The 24307-nt window shown below is 50.3% G+C and carries 20 protein-coding genes; all 20 read left to right on the top strand.

All coding sequences use genetic code 11. From position 1 onward, the window contains the following. Positions 1 to 68: 68 nt before the first annotated feature. The 20 genes from argS to P304_RS0102460 all read left to right on the top strand — a co-directional run bounded on the left by argS (position 69) and on the right by P304_RS0102460 (position 24134). Entirely contained in the window at positions 69 to 1739 is a 1671-nt protein-coding gene (gene argS, locus P304_RS0102555; protein ID WP_027389269.1) for an arginine--tRNA ligase, read from the top strand. Between the two features lie 36 nt (positions 1740 to 1775). Then, the gene (locus tag P304_RS0102550; protein ID WP_027389268.1) at positions 1776 to 2570 is read left to right on the top strand and encodes an SPOR domain-containing protein; all 795 of its coding nucleotides are present in this window, start codon (positions 1776 to 1778) and stop codon (positions 2568 to 2570) included. Continuing rightward, positions 2571 to 4043 carry a type 1 periplasmic-binding domain-containing protein gene (locus P304_RS0102545; RefSeq protein ID WP_027389267.1) on the top strand — a complete coding sequence of 491 codons (1473 nt, stop codon included), beginning with the start codon at positions 2571 to 2573 and terminating at the stop codon, positions 4041 to 4043. Continuing rightward, positions 3988 to 4893 carry a 50S ribosomal protein L11 methyltransferase gene (locus P304_RS13640; protein ID WP_051321337.1) on the top strand — a complete coding sequence of 302 codons (906 nt, stop codon included), beginning with the start codon at positions 3988 to 3990 and terminating at the stop codon, positions 4891 to 4893. Before P304_RS0102545 ends, P304_RS13640 begins: the two co-directional genes overlap by 56 nt. After that, positions 4893 to 5618: an RsmE family RNA methyltransferase gene (locus P304_RS0102535; RefSeq protein WP_027389266.1), complete on the top strand. Its 726-nt coding sequence runs from the start codon at positions 4893 to 4895 to the stop codon at positions 5616 to 5618. Before P304_RS13640 ends, P304_RS0102535 begins: the two co-directional genes overlap by 1 nt. Before the next feature lie 153 nt (positions 5619 to 5771). Then, the gene (locus P304_RS0102530; protein WP_027389265.1) at positions 5772 to 6194 is read left to right on the top strand and encodes a CoA-binding protein; all 423 of its coding nucleotides are present in this window, start codon (positions 5772 to 5774) and stop codon (positions 6192 to 6194) included. Positions 6195 to 6208: 14 nt separating this feature from the next. Beyond that, positions 6209 to 7429, top strand: a complete 1221-nt coding sequence (locus P304_RS0102525) for a molybdopterin molybdotransferase MoeA (RefSeq protein ID WP_027389264.1) — start codon at positions 6209 to 6211, stop codon at positions 7427 to 7429. A 101-nt stretch (positions 7430 to 7530) separates the two neighbouring features. Beyond that, on the top strand, positions 7531 to 7740 hold the full coding sequence (locus P304_RS17005; protein WP_027389263.1) for a GxxExxY protein: 210 nt from the start codon (positions 7531 to 7533) through the stop codon (positions 7738 to 7740). Between the two features lie 198 nt (positions 7741 to 7938). Then, the gene (locus P304_RS17495; protein WP_051321336.1) at positions 7939 to 9273 is read left to right on the top strand and encodes a methyl-accepting chemotaxis protein; all 1335 of its coding nucleotides are present in this window, start codon (positions 7939 to 7941) and stop codon (positions 9271 to 9273) included. Between the two features lie 163 nt (positions 9274 to 9436). Beyond that, a complete protein-coding gene (locus tag P304_RS0102510; RefSeq protein ID WP_027389262.1) occupies positions 9437 to 9805 on the top strand; it encodes an STAS domain-containing protein in 369 nt (122 codons plus the stop codon). Next, the gene (locus P304_RS0102505) at positions 9806 to 10171 is read left to right on the top strand and encodes a response regulator (RefSeq protein WP_027389261.1); all 366 of its coding nucleotides are present in this window, start codon (positions 9806 to 9808) and stop codon (positions 10169 to 10171) included. A gap of 4 nt (positions 10172 to 10175) precedes the next feature. Continuing rightward, positions 10176 to 12302 carry a chemotaxis protein CheA gene (locus tag P304_RS0102500; RefSeq protein ID WP_027389260.1) on the top strand — a complete coding sequence of 709 codons (2127 nt, stop codon included), beginning with the start codon at positions 10176 to 10178 and terminating at the stop codon, positions 12300 to 12302. Positions 12303 to 12564: 262 nt separating this feature from the next. Then, positions 12565 to 14631 (top strand): HAMP domain-containing methyl-accepting chemotaxis protein, encoded by a 2067-nt coding sequence (locus P304_RS0102495; protein ID WP_027389259.1) that lies wholly within the window; start codon positions 12565 to 12567, stop codon positions 14629 to 14631. A gap of 10 nt (positions 14632 to 14641) precedes the next feature. After that, positions 14642 to 15151, top strand: a complete 510-nt coding sequence (locus P304_RS0102490) for a chemotaxis protein CheW (protein WP_027389258.1) — start codon at positions 14642 to 14644, stop codon at positions 15149 to 15151. 21 nt (positions 15152 to 15172) lie between these two features. Next, complete coding sequence (locus tag P304_RS13630) at positions 15173 to 17110, top strand: methyl-accepting chemotaxis protein (RefSeq protein WP_051321335.1); 1938 nt, start codon at positions 15173 to 15175, stop codon at positions 17108 to 17110. Positions 17111 to 17242: 132 nt separating this feature from the next. Beyond that, positions 17243 to 18109 (top strand): CheR family methyltransferase, encoded by an 867-nt coding sequence (locus P304_RS0102480; RefSeq protein WP_051321334.1) that lies wholly within the window; start codon positions 17243 to 17245, stop codon positions 18107 to 18109. Positions 18110 to 18156: 47 nt separating this feature from the next. Continuing rightward, complete coding sequence (locus P304_RS0102475; protein WP_027389256.1) at positions 18157 to 18657, top strand: chemotaxis protein CheD; 501 nt, start codon at positions 18157 to 18159, stop codon at positions 18655 to 18657. Between the two features lie 2 nt (positions 18658 to 18659). Beyond that, on the top strand, positions 18660 to 19754 hold the full coding sequence (locus tag P304_RS0102470) for a protein-glutamate methylesterase/protein-glutamine glutaminase (RefSeq protein WP_034763850.1): 1095 nt from the start codon (positions 18660 to 18662) through the stop codon (positions 19752 to 19754). 59 nt (positions 19755 to 19813) lie between these two features. Beyond that, on the top strand, positions 19814 to 20983 hold the full coding sequence (locus P304_RS0102465) for an efflux RND transporter periplasmic adaptor subunit (protein WP_027389254.1): 1170 nt from the start codon (positions 19814 to 19816) through the stop codon (positions 20981 to 20983). Further along, positions 20976 to 24134 (top strand): efflux RND transporter permease subunit, encoded by a 3159-nt coding sequence (locus P304_RS0102460; RefSeq protein WP_027389253.1) that lies wholly within the window; start codon positions 20976 to 20978, stop codon positions 24132 to 24134. The genes P304_RS0102465 and P304_RS0102460 overlap by 8 nt, the downstream gene beginning before the upstream one ends. The last annotated feature ends 173 nt before the right edge of the window (positions 24135 to 24307 follow it).

Genomic DNA, 24307 nt, shown 5'->3' with positions numbered 1-24307 from the left:
CTCTGAACCGACAGACACTATATTCGGCACGTATTCAGTGAAACGTACTCCAAGAGGTCGCTCCAATTATGAAACAGGTTTTGAGCACAATTATTCGCCAAAGTATAACAAAAGCCATCACCACCGGCGAATTTCCTATTCCCCCATCACAAGTTCCGGATATTATCATTGAAATTCCAAAAGACAAGAGTTTTGGTGATTATGCCTGTAATGTTGCGATGCAGCTTGCTCGGCCAACACGGTTGTCGCCGCGCCGTATTGCTGAAATTATCGTAACACATTCTGCAGAGCATCCCTATATGGCCAAGTGTGAAATTGCCGGCCCTGGATTTATTAACTTCACGATTGCCGATGCCGCGTATCACGATAAACTTCGCGAAGTTTTTGTGCAGCAAGAGCAGTACGGTGCTTCGAACGTCGGCAAGAAGCATAAAGTTATGGTTGAATTTGTCAGCGCGAACCCAACCGGCCCACTGCATATCGGTCATGGGCGCGGAGCTGCTGTGGGTGATACGCTCGCGCGGCTACTCGCTTTTGCCGGATACGATGTCACCCGCGAGTACTATATTAATGATGCTGGCAACCAAATGAATAATCTTGGTCGTTCCACGTACATCCGCTATATGCAGCTCCTTGGTCACGAGTCATTTCAACTCGATGAAAACTGTTATCAAGGCGACTACATTATCGGTATTGCGCGTGATGTGGTTGCGAAGTATGGCCCGAAGTTTGAGCATGACGATGCTGCGTTGCCGTTTTTTACGAAATTGACCGGTGATATTATTCTTCAGGGGATTATCGACGACCTTAAAACCTTTGAAGTCACGTTTGATACCTATTTTTCAGAAAAGTCACTGCACGAGGGCGGACATGTTGCCCGTGTGCTTGATCAACTGCTAGAAACGAAAGGGGCGTATGAAGAAGACGGAGCGCTCTGGGTGAAAACTACAAATTATACCGACGATAAAGATCGCGTTGTGCGTCGCTCCAATGGCGAAACGACTTACTTTGCAGCCGATATTGCCTACCATAAAAACAAGCTTGACAGAGAGTTTACGACGATCATTGATATCTGGGGTGCCGATCACCACGGATATGTCGGACGGATGAACGCGGCGATGCAACTGCTCGGCGCTCCAGAAAATACACTCGAAGTGATCTTGATTCAACTGGTTAACCTGTTGCGTGATGGGAAGCCAGTGGCCATGAGCACGCGGAGCGGCGAATTTGATGCGTTAATTGACGTATTGAATGAAGTCGGCACCGATGCTGCACGCTACTTTTTCCTCATGCGTCGTAGCGATTCGCAACTAGACTTTGATCTTGAATTGGCCAAAAAACAGACCAACGAAAATCCCGTTTTCTATGTGCAGTATTCACACGCTCGCTGCTGTAGTATTGTCGAACAGTTGAAAGCGAATCAGCAGTATCCGGCACTGCCGCTCGAAAACATTTCGCTCGCAGCTGTCACATCACCTCAGGAACGCGAACTGATTAAAACGCTTGTTAAATTTCCCGAAGTTGTCGCTGGCGCAGCTTTGGCGCGAGAAGGGCATCGCATTCCCCATTATTTGAATGAACTCGCTTCTAACTTCCATAGCTTTTACAATACCTGCCGCGTGATCGGTGCCGAAACAGATGAGTTGACGGCCGCGCGGACCACACTCGTAGAAGCCACGCGACAAGTTGTCGCCAATGGATTACATTTGCTCGGGGTGAGTGCGCCGCAGAAAATGTAACGCGGGAAACTTCAGAACGCAGTTAAGGAGGTTATTGTGGATCAGCAATTTGGAAGTGGCAGAGTTGAACATAAAAGTAATCGACAAACTTTTATTATGCTTTTGGTTTTCATCGTCGGGGTGACACTCGTCTTTGGCCTTGGCATCTTTGTCGGACGTATTGTGCTGGGTCCAAAAGAACCCGCTGCGCAAGAAGTCGCTACCTTGCAAACCCCACCCACCATTGCGGAAAATACTGGGAGTGCAAACACTCCGTTAAGTCGTGACGAGGTGCTGAAACTGCAACCAAGCCGTAGCGATGCCACCCTCCCTGCAACTCCGCCGGAACTTCGCTACTCTGATGTGCCGAAACTTCCCGAAGAACAACGTGTTGAGGCTGCTGAAGACTCAGCTATTCGCGCTCAGGAAGTGCAACAGCAGAAAAAAGAAGTATTAGACAACGCAAAAAAACAAGTGGCGGTAGTTGCGCCGACACCTGCGCCCGCCACACCAGCACGTCCGGCTGCAACGCAAGCACCAGCCACCACATCAACCGCCGCTACGCCTGCCGCCACTGACCCGAACGCACGTTACCGTCGTACGTTGCCTACGGGATCTTTTACGATTCAAATAGGAGCGTTTAAAACAGAAGATCGCGCTTTAGAGCGGGTTCAAGACCTGCTTAAAAAACGCTATGATGCCTATTACACCATTGCCGATCTGGGTGACAAAGGGATGTGGTACCGCGTTCGCGTTGGTAAATATGATGATATGGCCAAAGCTCGCCAAGTTGCCGACGAGATTAAAGAGAAAGAAAAACTTTTTCCGTATGCTGTAGAAGTGAAAGAGTAAATGAAGGTATATATGGTGCGCTTTTGGGTATGCCTGACGCTTCTTGTATTGCTGGTTGGCTGTGCGCGGAAAATACCGGAAAGTGAATTTGATGGTATTCAATCCTCTACCTATACCAGCGCAGGAACCTACCAAACCGAAGAACAGCGCGAAGCGGAAACCGAAGCGTATGGTAATATCCTCTTGGCCATGGTGCAGGATGATTTCCAACTGGCTTATGATCGACTCCAACTCTACCGCCAGACCTTTGAACCGCCGGCACATCGGATTACCCAACTCGCCGAAATTCAGCAACGGCTTGAACTTCAGCTTGCGTTGACTTCTGGTGTCGATACCGCTGAAGCAGCGGCTGACTCGCATGAATTTGTCCCGCTCACCCAGGCGACGGATGAATTTACGACGCTCTTTCTTGGACAAATTCCGCTAGTTGCCGTTTTGCTTGATATGACAGGGCAGTACTTCCCGTTTTCGCGAGATATATTGCAAGGGATACTGGCCGCTGCCGAAGCCGAAAAATTCTCCTTCCGGTTGATTAACACGGCTACCATTACCCCCGAAGCATTGGTTGATCTAATAGCGTCGTACCGCGTCGTGATCGGCCCCTTACGCCCAGATCGTCTTGCTGTGCTTGAGCCATTTTTGAACGATCCGAATCGTGTCTTTATTTTCCCGACCATTGCGAATAACCCAGCTCATCCGAATCAGTATTCGGTCGGATTGAGCATTGCTGACGAAATCCGTGCCATCAAACGCCAGATGCTGGCCGATAATGTGCAGCGGTATATCTCCTTTGCGCCCGATGATACTATCTCCCAAAGCATTGCGTTGCGACTGAAAAATGAACTGGCGCAAACACCAATTCGTCTCTATCGCGAGCGGACGTACTCTCCATCACAGAATAATCAGTCAGCGTTGATTCGTGAGTTTCGCGGCCGTGTAATTGGTCAAAGCAGTGATCGCGAAAAGTTTGCCACCTATTCGACGGACTTTGACGGGGCGTTTCTCCCTGGCGGGCCTCTGGATGCGCTTGTCGTTGTGCCACAGTTCCCTTTTTATAATTTCAATATGAACATAATCCGCTTGTACGGGACGAGTTTTTGGCAAACGCCGAAACTGTTAGAAGCGGCTCCGCATATCTACGGGGCAAAATTTCCCACCACCTACCTTTCCAACCAAAACTGGTTGCCAGACGTATCGTTCCGGCACCACCTTGCGAGCGTCACCGATCAACTGCCAAGCACGCTCCAAGCCCAAGGATACGACGCCGGGATACTGGCAAAGCAGGTGCTTACTCACGGCATTGAGACGCTTAACAATGCGTGTTTTCTTGGTGTAACCGGCCTGATGTGTCGCGAAGCAGGGCGTCACGTAAAATTTCCTTTTATTGTAGAAGTTACCAGAGGAGGGTTCCGTCTCTATGACGCACCAAGAAACCGCTTTGAATTTGAAGTACCAACCAGCACCATCAATTGAGTTAAAAGTCTCACTCCCTGCCGCTGCTATTGAAGAGGCCGAAGCATGGCTCACCTATTTCGGTGCAGAAGGATTTGTGACGAAAGAGTTAGAAGACGAAGAGGGTCAGGAACGACAAACGATGAAGGCTTACTTCCCGCCTGATGTGTACGAATCCAATCGCGTCGCGGTAGCGCAGTACCTTGAAGAAAAAACTTTTACACCATTTTCGGCGACGACAGTCTTGCCCGCTGATTGGGAAAATTGTTGGAAAGAATTTTTTTCTCCACTCGAGTTGCGCGGTGGCATACTTATCAATCCGGCATGGATTCCGATTACTCCGGAAAAAGCAGCCAGCTATCGTGCGGTAATCTTTATCGATCCCGGTATGGCGTTTGGTACTGGGCAACATCCGACCACCGCACTGTGTATTGAAGCACTTGGTGGGCTGCCAGTGGCAGGTATGTCGGTACTTGATATTGGAACGGGTTCGGGAATTCTTGCCATCTGTGCCCAAAAACTCGGAGCCAAGCCGATTGTTGCGATTGATAATGACTCCGACTGCGAACGAGTGGCACTGAAGAATATGGAGCTGAATGACGTCAATCCTTCTGATATCACCGTGCAAACGGGTACCAGCGATCAGATGCAAGGGGTATTTGATATTGTGTTGGCGAATATCACGGCTGATGTTCACCTCTTATTGATCGATGACTACTTCCGCCTGGGAAAAAAATATCTTGTCCTTTCCGGTATCCTCTGCACGCGTGAAGCAGAAATTACCACTATCCTCCGCCAGAAAGGGTTGCGCAATCTGCAAACGGTTGTCGATGTGGCTGGTCAATGGTGTTCCATTCAAGGAGAGTTTTAGTGGCGTTTTTGGTTGCGCAGCACACGATTACTGACGATCAGTGCGTTCTGAGTGGCGACGATTTTCACCATCTCGTGCGAGTGTTGCGCGCCAAAGAGGGCTCTGTTATCCCTATTATCACCGACCAGAATATTCGCTATCGCGGATTGGTCAGTGCGGTCGATGATTCCAGCGCTACGATTACGCTTCTTGACCCCCAGCAGCATAATATTGAATCGCCGGTACGGATTATCGTGGCGTGCGCCCTTACGAAAGGGAACCACATCTTCGACACGATGCGGATGTTCACCGAACTTGGCGCAAGCGAGTTGATCCTTTTCCATTCGCAACACACGGTTGTCCAGTATACTTCACAGAGCTTTGCTGCCAAACGGCAGAAACTGCAGCGTATATCGGAAGAGTCGCAAAAACAGAATCAACGTACAGCGCCAGTACAGGTGAGCGATGTGTGTTCCTTCAAAGACCTTTTTCAGGGGACATACGGCGAAATTCCGAAGGTGCTTTTTTACGAAAAAGATGGGCAGAATCTAAGCGATATTTCGTTGTCAGCCATGCCATCATTGATGCTCATTTTTGGGCCAGAAGGTGGATTTCATCGTGATGAAATTGCCTTTGCGCAGCACAAAGGTACCCATTTCGCCACGCTCGGCCCGCGCATTCTCAAAGCTCAGACGGCTCAGATTGCAGGCGTGACACTTGCCCAGCATGTGTTTGGTGATATGTAATGTGGCAAGAATACCCGTAGCCGTTTGGGGAGTTTGCCAGTCATCTCGAACGAAGTGAGAGATCTAGATTTCTCCTCGCGCTGCTCGTTCGAAATGACGGATTGTGGCAGCCACAGATACTGAAACAGAGAAATTATCGAAAAGGAGAACGATATGACAGATGTTCAACTTCGTGAATTACTGACGCGCACAAAAACCATCGCCGTCGTTGGCTATACCCCAAAAGAAGGGCGGGCGGCAAACTCGGTCACTGCTTACCTCCACCGCGAGGGATATCACATCATCCCCGTGAATCCAGCGTATGCCGGACAAACGTTTTTCGGCGCTACCTGCCTTGCTTCGCTTGATGAACTGAGTGAGCCGGTCGATATGGTCAATATTTTTCAACGATCTGAAAACGTACCACCCTTTGTCGATCAGGCGATTTCCGGTCGGGCAAAATCTATTTGGATGCAACTTGGTATTGCCCACGAAGAATCCGCCAACAAAGCGCGCACACACGACATAACCGTTGTAATGGATGCCTGCTTGATGGTGGAGCATGCTAGAATTTTCGGGAAACAACCAATTCATTGATAAAGGATTTTTATATGCTCACTCCCGCTCAAGCGCTCGATACTGTTTTAGAACACATTCGCACCATTGGCACCGAACGGATAAGCCTTTTCGAAGCCCAGAACCGTGTTGTCGCACGGGATCTTACGTCGCAGCGTTCGTTACCACCTTGCGACAATGCCGCTATGGATGGATTTGCGGTGCGTGCTGCAGATATTGCGGAGCTTCCGGCACGATTGACCGTACAAGGGACGATTGCCGCGGGTGATGATGTCACTGCACTGAAGCTTTTACCTGGTCATTGCTACCGCATTATGACGGGAGCATTCATTCCAGCGGGGGCGGATACCGTGGTGGAATATGAAATTACCCGTTCTGAAGGTGAGCAGGTTACCGTACTTGAACCGAAAAAACTGGCAGCGAATATCCGCCGCGCAGGCGAAGATATTGCTCGTGGTGCCACGATTCGCTGTCAGGGGGAACCTGTCCGCCCATGGCATATTGCGCGGTACATTTCGGCGGGGGTTTTCTATTTCTCGGTCTATCGCCGTCCTCGCGTGGCGGTGATATCGTCGGGCAATGAAATTGTCGATCCTGGGACGCTTGATGATTCAACGAAAACGTACGACTCGAATGGACCGGCGGTGGCGGCACTTTTGCGTAACATTGGGTGCGAAGTGGTTTACCTTGGCGTCAGTCGTGATGATGAGGCGAGCTTGCAAGCAATGTTCAGCGATTTGAGCGGTTTCGATGCCGTTATTACTTCGGCAGGGATATCGGCTGGCGATTTTGATATGATGAATCGCGTCGCGAAGAATCTTGGCATCCGCTGGCACTTCCAAAGCGTGAGTCAAAAACCCGGCAAGCCAATTTCGTTCGGAGTGCTCCATGGCACAACACTACTTTTTGCCCTCCCTGGAAACCCTATTAGCTCAATGTTTTGTGCCTATTTTTACCTTTTGCCTGCCATGCGCAAAATGGCGGGATATGCGTCATTCGCCAATGTTGCTGTGAACGTGGAACTTGGTGCCGGTACGAAAAAGACAAAAAAGCGGACGCAATTTGATCGCGCCCGCTTGCAAATTGAAAATGGGAAGCTGATAGCGTATCCCGCGGCAAATCAAGATTCGCATGTGATAGATTCGATGGTTGAATCGAATGCGTTTCTCGTTTTGGAGCCACAAAGCGAATATCGCCAGGGCGATATTGTCGCCGCATACGTCCATAATGCGGCGGGGTTGCTCGGAGGAATTTAGCGCGTTTCGGAGTAAAAGCTACCCTTCGCGCCTAATAGCCGATACCAGCCGCTTGAATTGATCCGATATCATGGGCGTGGCATGGGGTTACACCGTACGTCATGTTGCACGAAGGGCAGCTTGACTCCAATGTTTCCATCACAAACTCTGTCTGGCAGTTGGTACAGGTGAAATCGACCGGAATTGGAAAAAAACTGATGGTTGAAACCCATCATGCGCAACTTATCGACTACTTGCGTGCCGCTGGCAAAAGAACCGCTACATCCACTGTGCATATTGACCCCTTATGTAAAATTTTTTGTGACATATAGTTTCGGTGTATGTGCAGTTGCATGCACCATTAATGCCCTTATACCCCTTCTCTCAGTAAATAAAATTGATATATGTCAAGATCAAAATAGAAGCACCATTTTTCTTGTTATCTTGGGGAAAAGTGAGTATGTTTTGTGCGGAATTACTCATGTGTTTAAGAGAGAGAAATAGATACAACAATATATCCGGAGGGGCTTATGCTGTATGCCAGTCCAGTTAAGATAGCGCTACTTATTATCCTTGGGATAAGCCAATTCGGGCTCATGTTTTTATCTGATATGGCACTTCGCGTGTCGTGTAGTTTGGTGGTGCTAGTTGCTACTATTCTTGTGCTTTTCCTCCTCATGCGCGACTATCGCAAAAAGGTGGTGCAAGAGAAAGAACAGGCGGAAGCAGGGATCTTCGAGCGTATACACGAAGTGCTCACCCCTATCTATAATATCCTCCATCAACGGGCAGAATTGGTTCCCGTCATTAACGCGCAAATCCAAGAAGTTATCGATGATAGCGGATCGGCGATTGAGTCCATAGGGACTCGCTTTGGGGATATTATTGATCGGGCGCAATCGCAATCAAAAAAGGCAGAAAGTGCCTTTTCTGAATTGATTACCTCCAATAATACAGATGATGATGGTCTGATGGAAGGGATCATGGATAACGTCAAAGGTTCCATGCACCGCATCATTGAAGACTTGAAACAGTCGGGACTTTTCACGACAAAAATATGCTCGAACCTTGATGTTCTTATGAAGCGGTCGGAAAAAATCAATTCCATTGTGGGACAGGTTGGTGAAATTGCCGACCAAACAAATTTACTTGCGCTCAATGCCGCTATCGAAGCGGCGCGCGCCGGAGAACATGGTCGCGGATTCGCTGTAGTAGCTGATGAAGTGCGAAAGTTATCGGAGCAATCCAACCGCTTTGCGCTCGATATTAAAACCGCCATCAATCAAATAACCGACGAAATGCGCGGCGTGTATACGCTGGCAATATCCGAATCTGAAAAAGTTGAGCACGCCACAAAAGATGCCGAAGAAGCGGTGATAGGATCACTGGAAAAAATTGATGTCGGGATTAAAGTTTCCGGCATGATGATGACCGAACTTGCCAGCGAAACCAACGAACTTGCCAACGATATTGGCATGATCGTTGTTTCTATGCAGTTCCAAGATATCAATCGCCAACGGCTGGAACACGTCATGCAGCCACTAGAAAAGATTCAGGGCGAGCTGGTGAAAATTGCTGCGAACCTGAAGCATATTGAAGAACTAAAAAGCGATATAGACGAAGAAGATTTGAACCAGTGGCTGAAAGAAATTTACACCATGGAATCAGAACGGGTCTTACTCGAAAAGAAGCACGCTGGACATCAAGCTGCTGCACCAGTCGCTGCTACGCACCATCCAGAACCAGACCTTTGGGGTGACGAGCCAGCAAAACCTGCGAAAGCCCCAGCAGCGCAACCAAAACCGCAGAAGCCGAAGCCTGAGCCGAAAGCGGCAGATCTCGGCGACAATGTGGAACTGTTTTAACCGCATTCTGTGAAGGGCAGTGTTCTGCTGTCCGTATGTCATTTCGAACGAGCATCGCGAGGAGAAATCTTGATCTCTCACTCCGTTCGCGATGACAGGTGGATACTGCAACGCCTCATGGCAAAGGAAAAGTCAGTGGCGAGAAAATATGGAGGAGACGACCATGATCCATGCGCAAGTGATCCATGAAAACGATGGGAACACCACTGTCAGCCTCGGTGGGGAAATTACCATAGAAAATATTGGCCAAGCTCGCGAAGCACTGCTTGAGGCGGTGCAGGCCAGTTTGCACAGTGTAACAGTCGACTTTGTGCCGGAATCGCAGGTGGATATCAGCCTCATTCAGCTTTTGTGCGCGTCGCACCGCAGTGCCGAAGAACTCAATAAGCGGATTACCATGAAAGCACCGCTCCTACCAGCGCTGAACGACTTGGCGTCCCGTTCTGGCTTTGCGAGTTGCGCCGGTTGTACTGCCCAGATTGATAAAACATGTTTATGGAAATATATAGAGAGCGTTGAAGGAGGTTTATAGATGTCAAAAACAATTTTAAGTGTCGACGACTCTGCCAGCATTCGTCAGATGGTAAAATTCACTCTCAAGCAAGCGGGCTATAACGTCGAAGAAGCGGTGGATGGTAAAGATGGCCTTGCCAAAGCTTCTGCCAAGAAGTTTGATATGGTGATTACCGACCTGAACATGCCGAATATGGATGGTATAGCGTTAATTCGCTCGCTGCGGGCGTTGCCGAATTACAAATTTGTCCCGATGGTAATGCTGACAACAGAATCACAAGATGGCAAAAAACAAGAGGGCAAAGCCGCCGGAGCGACCGGCTGGATTGTGAAACCATTTCAACCGGAGCAATTACTAGCAGTTGTCAAAAAAGTACTGGGGTAGTGCCATGATGGAAAATCCGCAAGAGGTATTCAAGCAAGAAGCCTACGAACTGCTGGAAGTCCTTGAAAGTTCACTGCTCGAACTCGAAAACACGCCCGACGACATGGAAGTGGTCGGCAAAATATTTCGTGCCATGCACACCATTAAAGGGTCGGGAGCCATGTTTGGCTTCAAGACCCTTTCTGAATTTGTGCACGACATTGAAACGGCATACGACTTGGTGCGTGGGGGAAAACTGCAGGTAAGTCAGGCGATTATTGACCAATCGTTGACTTCAACAGACGTGATTAAGCGGATGTTGGAAGACGACTCTATTACACTCGATGATCCCGCCGCGGCGGGAATCCTCCGCTTCTTTCGTGGTTTTACGCGAGCGAAAACGGAACATGCCGAAGCAGCGCCCAAACCACAAAGCCCCACCAAAAAAGAGCAAAAGCCCACCTCGGAAGACCTCACCACGTACCGCATCCGCTTTAAGCCGCATGCTGATATTTTCCTGCACGGCGTCAATCCTGTCCTTTTACTCGATGAACTCAATGCTATGGGGTACGCCAAGGTGATTGCCCACAGCAATGCTATTCCTGACCTTGCAACAATCGATACCGATAAGTGCTACATCTATTGGGATATTCTCCTTTCGACAGAAAAAGACATCAACGCCCTGCGCGATGTGTTTATCTTTGTCGAAGACGATTGCGATTTGCATATCGACGTCATCGACCGCATGAGCGATGACGATGGCGAAGTCCACATCAAGCGGATTGGCGATATTCTCGTTGAAAAAGGGGACATCTCGCGCGAAGAGCTTGACGCCGTCATGCAGTCGCGCAAACTCATCGGCGAAATGCTGATCGAAAAAGGACTCGTGCAACCTTCGGTGGTCGAAGCAGCCGTGCAAGAGCAAAAACACATCCAAGAAGCGCGCGAGAAAAAAGGCGAAGCCGAAGCAATTGCTTCGATCCGCGTCCCTTCCGATAAACTCGACATTCTGGTTGACCTCGTCGGCGAACTCGTCACCGTGCAAGCACGCTTGACACAAACCGCCGTGCAGGAAAATGATCCCGAAATGACCAAACTCGCCGAAGAAGTCGAACGACTCGTCTGGGCACTGCGCGATAACACCATCAGCATTCGCATGCTGCCAATCGGCACCATCTTCAATAAATTCCGCCGCTTAGTGCGCGACCTATCGCGTGATCTTGGCAAAGAAATCGACCTTGTTACCGAAGGCGAAGAGACCGAACTCGATAAAACCGTTATAGAAAAACTGAACGACCCATTGGTTCACCTCATCCGCAACAGCCTTGATCACGGCATCGAAATGCCCGCGGTGCGCGAAGCCGCTGGCAAGCCGCGCGCCGGAAAAATCCTCCTTTCTGCCAAACACTCCGGCGATAGCGTCCTGATACAGATTATCGATGATGGCAAAGGGATTGATCCCGACGTGATCCGCGCCAAAGCGATTCAAAAAGGGATGATTGGCGAACATGCCGAACTCAGCCGCAAAGAAATCTTTGACCTCATCCTCGCACCCGGATTTTCGACCAGCGAAAAAGTATCCAGCGTTTCGGGGCGGGGCGTCGGCATGGACGTTGTAAAACGAAACATCGACGCCATGCGCGGCACGGTGGAAATTACCAGTGAAGTAGGCAAAGGGTCGACCATGTCACTGCGCCTACCGCTGACATTAGCCATCATCGACGGCCTGCTCGTCAAAATCGCCGATCAGTCATTCATTATCCCGCTCTCCAATGTCCGTGAATGTATTGAACTCACACGCCACGATGTTGCCAATACCCACGGGCGCAACGTAATTCGCGTGCGAGACGAAATCGTGGCCTACATCAGCCTGCGCGACTTTTTCGGACTCAGCGGCGAAGCGCCCGAGTTTCAGCAGATAGTGATTACCGAACTCGATGGACATAAAACCGGCTTTGTCGTTGATACCGTGATCGGCGATCACCAGACTGTTATTAAATCACTCGGGAAATCGTTTAAGCATATTCAGGGCGTTTCTGGAGCAACGATCCTTGGCGACGGCTCCATCGCTCTGATTGTCGATATTGGCAAGGTATATGAGGGACTGGTGACGGCCAGCTACCAAGAGGAGATGCCTATGGCAAGTCAGTAAATGCTACTGCCGCTTGTTTTCGCGCTGGTGTCACTTCGAGCGTCAGCGAGAAATCTGACATCCCTGAACATGGCACTTGAGTCATTTCGAGCGTTGGCGAGAAATCTGATAACTTTAGTGTATTACTCGGTGTCATTTCGAACGAGCAGCGCGAGAAGAAATCTAGATCTCTCACTTCGTTCGAGATGACCGGTTGACTTGCTGAATATTTGCTTTTTGCAAAAGAACACTATGTATTTTTGAAGAGACAAAGGAGTTCACTATGAAGAACATGAAACTCGGACAAAAGATTGGTTTTGGTTTTGGAGCGTTGATTCTGATTGCCTTTTTACTTGGTGGCATTGCTGTGTACAACATGAATGATGTGCAAAATGGTGCCGAAAAACTTGCCGAGGCGTATGTGCCGGAAGTGGCGGTCGCAACGAACGTGGAGCGGTATTCTTTGCAAACGATGGGCTATATGCGTGCGTATGGAGTAAGTGAGGATGATGCCCATTATAAGCTGGCACAGGACTATCTCACGCAAGTCAACAAGTACTTGGCTGATGCCAAAAGCCACGGGGAAAAATTTCAACTCCCAGGGCTGATTGAGAACGCGCGTTTAGCACAGATTCAGGTCAGTGAGTATGAACGACTTGCTGCACAGACTCAGGAATATATCCGTGCGATGGCGCGCGACCGTATTATGATGAACGATACGGCACGTACGTTTGCTGAGCAGCTAATCGCCTTTATTGAAAGCCAAGAAGAAACGCTGAAAAAACAAATAACCGATGGCGACAATGCGGATAACCTCTTGCGCCGTCAGCACCGCGTGACAGAAGGGAACCATATCCTTGATTTGGGCAACGATGTGCGCCGTATGAATTTCCAAGCACAGGCCACACGTAATCCCGAAGTAATGCTGGCGGCTATGAAGCTGTTTCCGGAAATGGATAAAATTATCGAAGAATTGATTGCTGCGAGCCGCGTTGAAGCCAATAAGCAACAGTTGCAGGCAGTACGTACTGCGGCGCATGGCTACCGCGATGCCATGAATACCTTCCTTAAAAACTGGACTGACCTACAGCAGCTTGGCGGACAACGTCAGATAGTAGCCGACAAGGTACTGGAAGCGGCACAAAAAACAGCCCAGGTCGGGATGGATGAAACACAAAATATTGCGAACGAAGCGGTAGTCAACCTGAACCGTGCTTCAATGATCATGATCATCGGCCTCTCTATCGGTTTGGTCATTGGTGTGATTATCGCTATCGTGATCACTCGTGGCATCGTCCGCCCTGTTACGATGGGTGTGATATTTGCCGAGCAAATTGCCAATGGCGACGTTTCCAAGCAACTCGATATTGATCAAAAAGACGAAATCGGCCAACTCGCAACGGCGCTGAATGTGATGGTAGCGAAGCTGAAACAGGTGGTTATTGACGTTAAGAGTGCGTCGGATAACGTGTCAGCAGGATCGCAAGAACTCAGTTCGTCGGCACAGCAGCTTTCACAAGGGGCGACCGAGCAGGCCGCTTCTGCCGAAGAGGCATCGTCCGCAATGGAGCAAATGGCATCTAATATCAATCAGAATGCCGATAATGCCCTGCAAACCGAAAAAATCGCATTGAAAGCCGCTGCCGACGCGCGTGAAGGCGGCGAAGCGGTACAACAAACGGTCAGAGCTATGAAAGAAATCGCCAGCAAAATTTCGATTATCGAAGAAATTGCTCGTCAAACGAATCTTCTCGCCTTGAACGCTGCGATTGAAGCGGCTCGTGCTGGTGAGCATGGCAAAGGGTTCGCCGTCGTTGCTTCCGAAGTCCGCAAACTCGCCGAACGTTCGCAGGAAGCGGCGGGAGAAATCATCAAACTTTCGACCAGCAGTGTGGAAGTAGCGGAGCAGGCTGGGAGCTTGCTGGAACGGATTATCCCAGACATTCAGCGCAACGCGGAGTTGGTGCAGGAAATTTCGGCCGGCAGCAACGAGCAAAGAACGGGAGCGGAGCAAATCAACCAAGCGATTCAGCAGCTTGACCAAGTTATTCAGCAGAACGCGGGGGCTTCGGAAGAGATGGCTTCGACCGCCGAAGAGCTATCTAGCCAAGCAGAAACTCTGCAAGACACGATGGCGTTCTTTAAAGTGGGTGACGAAGGGCAAAGTACAAAAATGCGCCTCAGTACCTCGCATGGCAAGTCAAAATCAGGGCGCCATTTTGATGTCCATCGTGTAGAACCAAAAAAGAGCAGCTCTGCCAATCCGCATATCAGTAAAGGTGGCGTGAAAATCAATCTTGATGAAAAAGGAAAGCACGACAAGCTTGACGATGAATTTGAGAAGTTCTAAAGGGGGCACCATGCAAACCAATAGTGTTGAAACCAAAGGAAGTAGTGTCCCGCTGCAAGTGTTGACATATCGGCTGGGCGACGAAGTGTTCGGTGTCGAAATTATGTCGGTGCGCGAAGTACTTGATTACACCGTCATCACAAAAGTGCCACGGACGCCAGAGTTTATGCGCGGTGTGATTAACCTGCGTGGGAACGTGGTGCCGGTGATCGATTTGAAAATGAAACTTGGCATGGGGCGGACGGAGCAAACGGTCAATTCGTGCATTATCATCATGGAAGTGACGCAAGACGGGGAACTCCTCGTCTTGGGTTGTCTGGCTGATTCGGTACAAGAAGTGGTCGATTTTGAAGGGAAAAACATCGAAGATGCCCCGCGCATCGGCACCAACATGAACACGGAATTCATCAAAGGGATGGCGAAGCAAGAAGAGAAGTTTGTCATCATCCTTGATACCAATCGGATTTTTTCGGCGAACGAGTTAACGACGATCGAACAAGCGGCGGCAGCTGGAACATAGTTTTCTCTTGAGGAGGGTGCGATGAAGAATGTCAGGATTGGAGTAAAGTTAATCGCTGGGTTTCTGGTAATAGCGTTGATTACGCTCATCGTTGGGATGGTTGGACTCTACAGCCTCAATACGATGGATAACCAGATGACCTATATTGGCGAACAACGCATGCCGAGTGTTGTGAACCTCATGCAAATGGACACTGCGATTGAATCCATCCGCGTAGTACAACGCACGCTCCTCAACCCAAGCCTAAAAGAAGAAGACCGCAAGCGGCAGTTTGCAAACTACGAACGCGCTATGAATGACTATCAAGCGGCGTGGGCGCGTTACAACGAAGTATCTCGCTCCGCTGAAGGGGAAGCACTTGTGCAGCAGTACCTTCCCGCTTGGAATGCTTTTGTAAAAGAAGTGGATGAGTTTTTCCGCTTAACGCGCGAGTTAGAAAAGAATGGCATTCTCAACCCAGTTGAGCTTTCAATGCAGCTCCAGCGATTCCGTGGCGATCACCATGTAGTGATGGAAAATGCATTATTGTTGCTGTATTCCGGCAGAAGTTTTGATGGTGGTACCGATCCTACGGGATGTAATTTTGGACGGTGGATGCCAACGTACCGTTCCACGAATCAGGAACTGAATGCCATGATCGATGGGATGAAGCAAAGCCACGATCCGTTTCACCACGGCATTGCTGAGTTAAAAAATCTGGTTGCGGCGGGAAAAACGGTTGAAGCACAACAGGTGTTTCGCAACGTCATTAACCCGGCGGCACAACAGACGTTTGCTACCTTCGATGTGTTGATTGAAGAAGCGACAAAGGCCGCACGCCTGTATCAAGCCATGGAACACCAAGCTATGGTTACGGTTGTGGAAAAGCAGCGTGAAATGCTCACTATCATGGATCGTTTAGTGAATTTGAACCAAAATCAAGCAACAAATGCCGTTGCGAACGCGCATGCAATGGCGTTGCAGGCGGAAATAATTGCTATTATCTCTTCACTCATTGGTGTGGCGTTGGCTATTACGCTTGGGATTATTCTTTCCCGCGCTATTTCTCGTCCAGTGGCTAAAGGAGTGATCTTTGCAGAAACCATCGCTGCTGGTGACGTTTCGCAGCAGCTTGATATTGATCAAAAAGATGAAATTGGCCAGCTGGCGGCAGCCCTCAATACAATGGTTGCCAAGTTGCGGCAAGTCGTTGTCGACGTCAAGAGTGCTTCGGATAATGTTTCCGCAGGTTCGCAGGAGTTAAGTTCTTCGGCGCAGCAGCTTTCCCAAGGGGCAACTGAACAGGCGGCTTCGGCAGAAGAGGCTTCGTCGGCTATGGAGCAGATGGCTTCAAATATCAATCAAAATGCCGATAACGCATTGCAGACCGAAAAAATTGCCCTGAAAGCGGCCAGTGATGCTCGTGATGGTGGCGAAGCGGTACAGCAGACGGTGCGTGCGATGAAAGAGATTGCCAGCAAGATTTCTATTATTGAAGAGATTGCCCGTCAAACCAATCTGCTCGCACTGAATGCGGCTATCGAAGCGGCACGTGCCGGAGAGCACGGCAAAGGGTTTGCGGTGGTGGCATCTGAAGTACGGAAGTTGGCGGAGCGTTCACAAGAGGCGGCGGGAGAAATTATCAAGCTTTCTACTTCCAGCGTGAATATTGCCGAAAAAGCTGGTAGCTTGCTGAATCAAATTATTCCTGATATTCAGCGCACAGCGGAATTGGTTCAGGAAATTACGGCTTCCAGCAACGAACAGCGGACCGGGGCGGAGCAGATCAATCAGGCGATTCAGCAACTTGATCAGGTTATTCAGCAAAATGCTGGCGCGTCTGAAGAGATGGCTTCGACATCCGAGCAACTTTCGAGTCAGGCGGAATCGCTTCAGGATACCATTGCTTTCTTTAAGGTTGGAGATGAGCACCAAAGCACAAAATTACAGTTGGCTGCGTCGGGCGCCACACGCAGATAGTGTCAAAATTTTCAATTAGATAGAGGGGTATATCGCCCCTCTTTTTTTTGGCTTTTTGGCTAATTTGCGTATGGAGAAATAGCAATTTATGGTAAAAGTTATTAAGTAGATTCGAATGAGTGAGGGGTAAGAATGGCCGAGGTCGATCTTGCAATATTTCGAGAAAACATCAGCGATGCAGATTTCAAACGGCTCAAAGAGTATATTGAATCGCATTGTGGTATTAAACTTGGCGACACAAAACGGCAAATGGTTGAAGGTCGGCTGCGCAAACGGCTGCGCGAACACGGATTTGCCAGTTATCGCGAATATCTCGATTTTGTTTTTCATACCCCACAAGGTGAAGATGAAATCATTTCACTTATCGATGTGTTAACTACCAATAAAACAGACTTTTTTCGCGAACCGGCCCATTTTGACTTTCTCGTTGGCCACGCTATTCCAGAAATTATTCCGTTGCTGCGACGGGATAATCGACGAATCTTTAAAGTTTGGTCAGCGGGATGTTCCACTGGTGAAGAACCGTATACTTTGGCGATGGTGCTGTTTGATGCGCTTGCCAGTTATGGATCGTCGATCGATTTTTCTATTTTAGCGACCGATATATCGACGCAAGTGCTCGAAAAAGCCCATCAAGGCATTTATGATCAGGCAAAAGTAGAAAGTCAAATTCCATCAAGTCTCCAGCGCAAATTTATGCTGCGCAGTAAAGATCGCAGTCGCAAACTAATGCGTTTTGCGCCAGAAGTCCGTTCGCGTTTATCGTTTAAGCGGCTCAATTTCATGGATGCTACGTATGGTTTGAAAGAAAAATTCGACGTGATTTTCTGCCGTAACGTGCTTATTTACTTTGATAAAAAAACACAGGAAGCTATCTTACGCAAGCAAATTGCGCATCTGAGCGATGATGGCTACCTTTTTCTTGGCCATTCTGAGACGCTCAATGGAATGAATTTACCCCTTCGCGGGTGTTACCCGACAGTGTATAAAAAAATATAAAATGGGGATGTGATTGATGCCATCGTGTGTGGCAGAGAGGGGGTGCTGTGATCAATTTTTCAAACGCATATTATTTGAAGCCAGCGCAAGGAGTTGTTTTTGACACTCCGCATGTGGTGCATACCATCCTTGGTTCCTGCGTGGCGGTGACGATGTTTAATGCCCGCCTGAAAATTGGGGGGATTACGCATGCGATGTTGCCATCAGCGACAGAGGAAACAACCCATAAGTGTGTACAATGTCACAAGTATGCTGATTGCTGCGTTAAATTTCTCCATGCAAAGTTTCAATCGTATGGGATCAATCGAACGGAAGTTGAAGTCAAACTTTTCGGTGGCTCTGACATGTTTCAAACCGCCGATTCTGGGCGTGGCGTAAAAACTATTGGTCACCAGAATGTGGAAGTGTCGCTGCGTGTGTTAGATGAGCTTGGGTATCGGATTTCTGCTCAGGATATTGGTGGGTCGTTGGGACGAAAACTGTACTTTTCGACCGACACCGGCGCGATATTCCTGAAACGGATACAACGTCTGCATGCGGAGGAGTGAGCATGGCGCTCAAAGGGAAAATTAACGTACTGGTGGTCGATGACTCGGCGGTGGTACGTCAAACATTGCAACAAATCCTGCAATCCGATTCGCAAATTGGCGAGGTGGTAACGGCTGGTGATCCGTATGCGGCAACAGAAAAACTTGAATCATTTGTGCCCGACGTGATTACGCTGGATGTCGAAATGCCGCGCATGGACGGGTTGACCTTTCTGAAAAAGCTGATGTCGCAGCACCCGATTCCGGTGGTGATGTGTTCCAGTTTGACGATTGATAATTCCGAAACCTTCATGAAAGCACTCGAATATGGTGCCGTTGATATTATTCAAAAACCGTCACTCGGTACGAAGCAATTCCTTGAAGAAGCGAAAACCCGTATTTGTGACACGGTAAAAGCTGCAGCCAGTGTGAACATGAAGACGCATCGCGCCCGTTTTAAGCCAATGCAGGTAGCGCCAAAGCTAACCGCTGATGTTATCCTCGCCAAAGGGAATGAATCAAATAAAGCGATGGCGAAAACAACGGAAAAAGTGGTGCTGGTCGGCGCTTCAACCGGAGGCACTGAAGCGCTGCGGGTGTTCTTGGAGATGTTTCCCGAAGATTCGCCGGGGATTGTCGTCGTACAACACATGCCGGAAAATTTCACCAAATCGTTTGCCGAGCGGCTCGATTCGCTCTGTCGCATTACCGTGAAAGAAGGGGAAAATGGCGATACCGTTCTACCGGGGCGTGCCATTATCGCCCCTGGCAATAAGCATATGCTGATCAAACGGAGCGGTGCGCGGTACTATGTAGAAATTAAAGACGGGCCATTGGTCAGTCGCCACCGCCCATCCGTTGATGTTCTCTTTCGTTCCGGGGCGCGCTATGTTGGTGCCAATGCCATTGGGGTTATTATGACCGGTATGGGCGATGATGGTGCCAAAGGGATGCTGGAAATGAAAGAGGCTGGTGCTTACACGATAGCGCAGGACGAAGCGACCTCGGTTGTTTTTGGTATGCCCAAAGTGGCCATTCAGATTGGAGCGGTGAACGATATCGCCCCGCTGGAAAAAATCTGCCAGATGGTTATGGGAGCGTACCGCGGCAGGCGATGAGGATCTTGGTATGATATTGCACGCTGATCACCTCAACTCTGTTTTCCGAGGCACTCACTATGACCCGCACTGTACTCAAGATATTCGTTCCGCTTTTGATCCTTGCTGTTGGCCTGTTGATAGCTCGCCAGATTATTGCCCGCAAAACTCTTCCGCAACCAACCCCACCCGCTGAAGTTGCGGTGCTTGTGGATGTAATCGTACCGGAACCAGCCCAAGGGGCATCGCGCATTGCCGCGTCGGGTACGGTGACACCATTGCGCCAAACGGTGCTGGCCGCGCAAGTTGCAGCACGGGTGGAGCGGATTCACCCGGCCTTATTGGTAGGCGGTGTTGTTACGGCGGGTACTGAGTTGATTGTCTTTGACAGTGCCGATATGGTATTTCGCCTGAAGCAGGCTGAAGCCGCGCTGAGTGCCGCGATCTATGAACTGGAAGTCATTGAAGCCAAGCGCGATCTGGCACGTACTGAATGGGAGCAGTTTACTTCGCACCGCGCGGACGCTGCCGCGCTGCAACCAACGTCATTGGTGCTGTATGAACCGCAGGTGCGCAATGCCAAAGCCGCGCTCGCTTCGGCTCAGGCCTCGGTAGAAAATGCCGCGTTAAATGTGGCACGTTCCACCGTCGTCGCGCCGTATGACGCCCTCGTAACGGAAAAGTTGATTGATGAAGGGCAGTTCGTCACCGTCGGCGCCAAGCTTGCCACTGTCGCGGCTATTGACGTTGCCGAGGTGGAAATTCCACTGGCGCAGCGTGACTTTGAACAGATCGACTGGAAGCAGCCACCCATGTTTACCGTGACGCGACCCAGCCAGAACGCACCGCAGTGGCACGGAGTGCTGCATCGCAGTCGCGGAACCGTTGATGCCGCGCGCCGTACGGTGATGGTGATTGGTCGTGTGTCGAATCCCTATTCAAACAAGGGGCAGAACACTCCACTAGAGTTTGGCACGTTTGTCAATGTGGTGATTGCCGGAAAGTCATTACAAGGACTTACGCGCCTGCCGCACCGCGCATTGCGCGAACAGAACACGCTCTGGGTGGTCGAAAATACGCAAACCTTAGCGATCCGCCCGGTGAGTGTGGTGTGGTCAGAACCAGATTCGGTCTACATTCGTGAAACGTTTGCCGAAGGGGAAACCGTTGTGACGTCGCCGCTCAGTGCACCGCTGGCGGGAATGCGTGTGCGTGTCGGCACCGTTCACGGGACAACGCTCCATGAATAGCCTGATCCGTTGGATGACCTCCAACCGTGTCGCTGCCAATCTTTTGATGGTCACGCTCTTGATCGTTGGTGCCATTGTCGGTAGCGGCTTAAAACAAGAAATTTTTCCCGAAATTGTGCTGGATACTGTGCGCGTCAGTGTTGCCTATCCCGGAGCCGCGCCGGGCGAAGTGGAAGATTCGCTGGTGATCAAGATTGAAGAGGCGATCGGATCACTCAGTGGCATTAAACGCGTTCGTTCGCAGGCGGCGGAAGGGTTGGGCGTCGTCAACGCCGAAATCCGTGAAGGGGTCGATGTCGATCTCATGTTGCAGGAGATTAAGGGCGAAGTGGATCGGATTGATTCCTTTCCCGAAGAAGCGTTGCAGCCGATGGTGGTAAAGGTCGATAACCGCCAGCAGGTTATTTCGATTGCCCTTTCTGGGGCGCTCGCCGAGTCGCAGTTACGCGCTCAGGCGGAGTTGATTCGCGACGAGCTGCTGGCATTGCCAGATATTACCCTCGTGGAAATCGGTGGCACGCGTGCACCGGAAATTGCGGTTGAAATAGAAGAAGCCACGCTGCGTCAGTATGCGTTGACGCTCGAAGGGGTAGCAAAATCTATCGGTTCCTTATCGCTTGACTTGCCCGGCGGGAGCATTCGTGCCGCTGGGGGAGATATTCTGGTGCGGACGGCAGAAAAACGCTTGCAGGCCAGTGCGTACGAAAACCTGCCGATACTTGCTGGTGCGGCAGGCGAGCAAGTGCTCCTCGGAGACATTGCAACCGTGCGCGAATCGTTTGTGGATGTTGATCTGCGTTCGCGGTTAGGCGGCCAGTCTGCTGTCACCGTGGCGGTGTACCGCGTCGGCAATCAAAAGCCTATCGCCATAGCGGATACCGTCAAAGAGTACGTGGAACGCAAACAACAGGAACTGCCGCCAACGGTACAACTCGCTGTGCTGGACGATCGCGCGGAAATCTTAAAAAGCCGCATGAATCTTTTGCTGCGCAATGGCGCGATTGGGTTGATTCTGGTGCTTGTGACGCTGGGATTGTTTCTCGATCTGCGGCTGGCATTCTGGACAACCATGGGAATACCCATTTCCTTTCTGGGGGCACTTATGGTGTTGCCGATGGCCGATGTGTCGATCAATATGGTTTCGTTATTTGCGTTTATCCTGGCGTTGGGGATTGTTGTTGATGATGCCATTGTGGTTGGGGAAAATATTTACACGCACCGACAAATGGGGAAAAAACTCTACGATGCCGCTATCGATGGGACGCTGGAAGTAGCTGGGCCGGTAATATTTTCAATTCTCACCAGCGTGGCGGCCTTCGCGCCAATGCTGCTGGTAACGGGTATGATGGGGAAATTCATCATAGTGATTCCCGTGGTGGTGATTTCGGTGCTGCTGATTTCGCTGGTAGAAGCGCTGCTTATCCTCCCCGCCCATCTTTCAGGCAAACATGCTAATCAACCGTATAGAGGTCCAATGGCCTTACTGGAGCGGGTGCGTCAAAAAACTTCTGCTGGGCTGGAGTGGTTTGTCGCCGTGCCATACGCCAAGGCGCTTAACTTCTGCTTGGAATGGCGCTATGCCACCGTTGCCAGTGCGGTTGTTTTGCTGGCGCTGGTTTTGTCGCTGGTGATCGGTGGCGTCATCAAGTTTACGTTTATGCCAAAAGTAGATGCCGATATTGCCAAAGTGCAGCTTATGCTCCCGTATGGAAGCCCGTTTGAAAGTACGCTGAGTGCTGCCGAGCGGCTGGAACAAGGGGCGTTGCGAGTCTTGGCACGGCTGGATGCGGAAGCCGGAACGCCAGTATCCCGTGCGCTGTACACGGTGGTGGGGTCGTATGGCCTGAGTAGTTCGCCGCAGGGGGGAGCCGCACCATCGGGAGGTCATCTGGCTGAAGTGCAGGTTCATCTGGTTCCCAGTGATGAACGAATGTTCGGTTCGCAGGAGTTTCTTGACGCGTGGCGCGAAGCTGTCGGCGAAATTGCCGGCGTCCGCTCCCTGAATTTCAGTGCCAATCTCGCCAGCTTTGGCGCTCCTGTTGATGTGGCGTTGTCGCACCGCGACCATGCCGTGCTGGAGCAGGCTACGCGCCACCTGAAACAAACCTTGGAAACACTTCCCGGCGTGACCGACATTGCCGATACGCTCCAGCTTGGCAAGCGCGAATTGGCATTTACCCTTGAGCCCGCCGCCCGTTCGCTGGGAATTACCGCGCACGACTTGGCACGGCAACTGCGTGCCGCTTTTTACGGTGCCGAAGCGCTTTCCATTCAGCGCGGACGTGATGAAGTCAAAGTGATGGTACGCTATCCCGAAGCCGTACGACGTTCGCCGCATGCCTTGGAACAGTTGATGATCCGCAACAGTGCAGGGGTGGAGATTCCGTTGTATCAGGCTGCCCGTATGGATGATGGGACGGGCTATTACGCCATTGACCGCATAGATCGCCGCCGCGTACTCAGCGTTACCGCTGATGTGCGTGAACCGGAAGGGAACAGTGCCGAAATTGCGGTCGCCTTGCGTGAAACCATTGTTCCGGCACTCGTGAGCCAGTTTCCCGGCTTATCCGTCAGTCTGGAAGGGGAATCAAAAGAACGGCGCGAGTCGTTTGCCAGCCTTGGGAAAGGGTTTGCTGTCGCACTGTTTCTGATCTATGCCCTGTTGGCCGTGCTCTTTCGCAGTTACTTTCAGCCAGTTATCGTGATGTGCGCCATCCCTTTTGGCATCATCGGTGGGCTGCTGGGGCACATCATTATGGGATATGATTTAAGCATGCTGTCGCTGTTTGGCATGGTGGCACTTTCTGGAGTCGTCGTGAATGATTCACTGATCATGATTGATTTTATCAACTCGCGCCGCCGTGAAGGGATGCCGCTGTGGGAGGCAGTATGCCAGTCGGGGCAGCGCCGCTTTCGCCCGATACTGCTGACATCGCTCACAACCTTCCTTGGCCTGTGGCCGATGATATTTGAAACCTCGGTGCAGGCGCGGTTTTTAATCCCGATGGCGATCAGCCTTGGCTTCGGCATTATCTTTGCCACCGCCATTATTCTAGTGCTGATCCCAAGCCTATATTTGATTACCTACGATGTGGTGCACCTGTTCCAGAAAGAAGCGGAGATTGAAGGGGCGGCTGGGGAGGCAACGTAATAACGATGGTTGCGTTGGGTGGATATAGGATAATTTTTAAATTGGTTTTAGAATAATCATAATTATTCTAAAGTAAGTCACTATTTCGCTTCGTGTTATGAGGGATTCTGTGTCATTTCAAACGATCTTGGCGAGGAGAAATCTGACCTCCGCAAGCAAGAGCAAATGTCATT

The organism is Chrysiogenes arsenatis DSM 11915, from assembly GCF_000469585.1.
Lineage (GTDB): Bacteria > Chrysiogenota > Chrysiogenetes > Chrysiogenales > Chrysiogenaceae > Chrysiogenes > Chrysiogenes arsenatis.
This window is presented reverse-complemented; position numbering and strand designations above follow the sequence as displayed.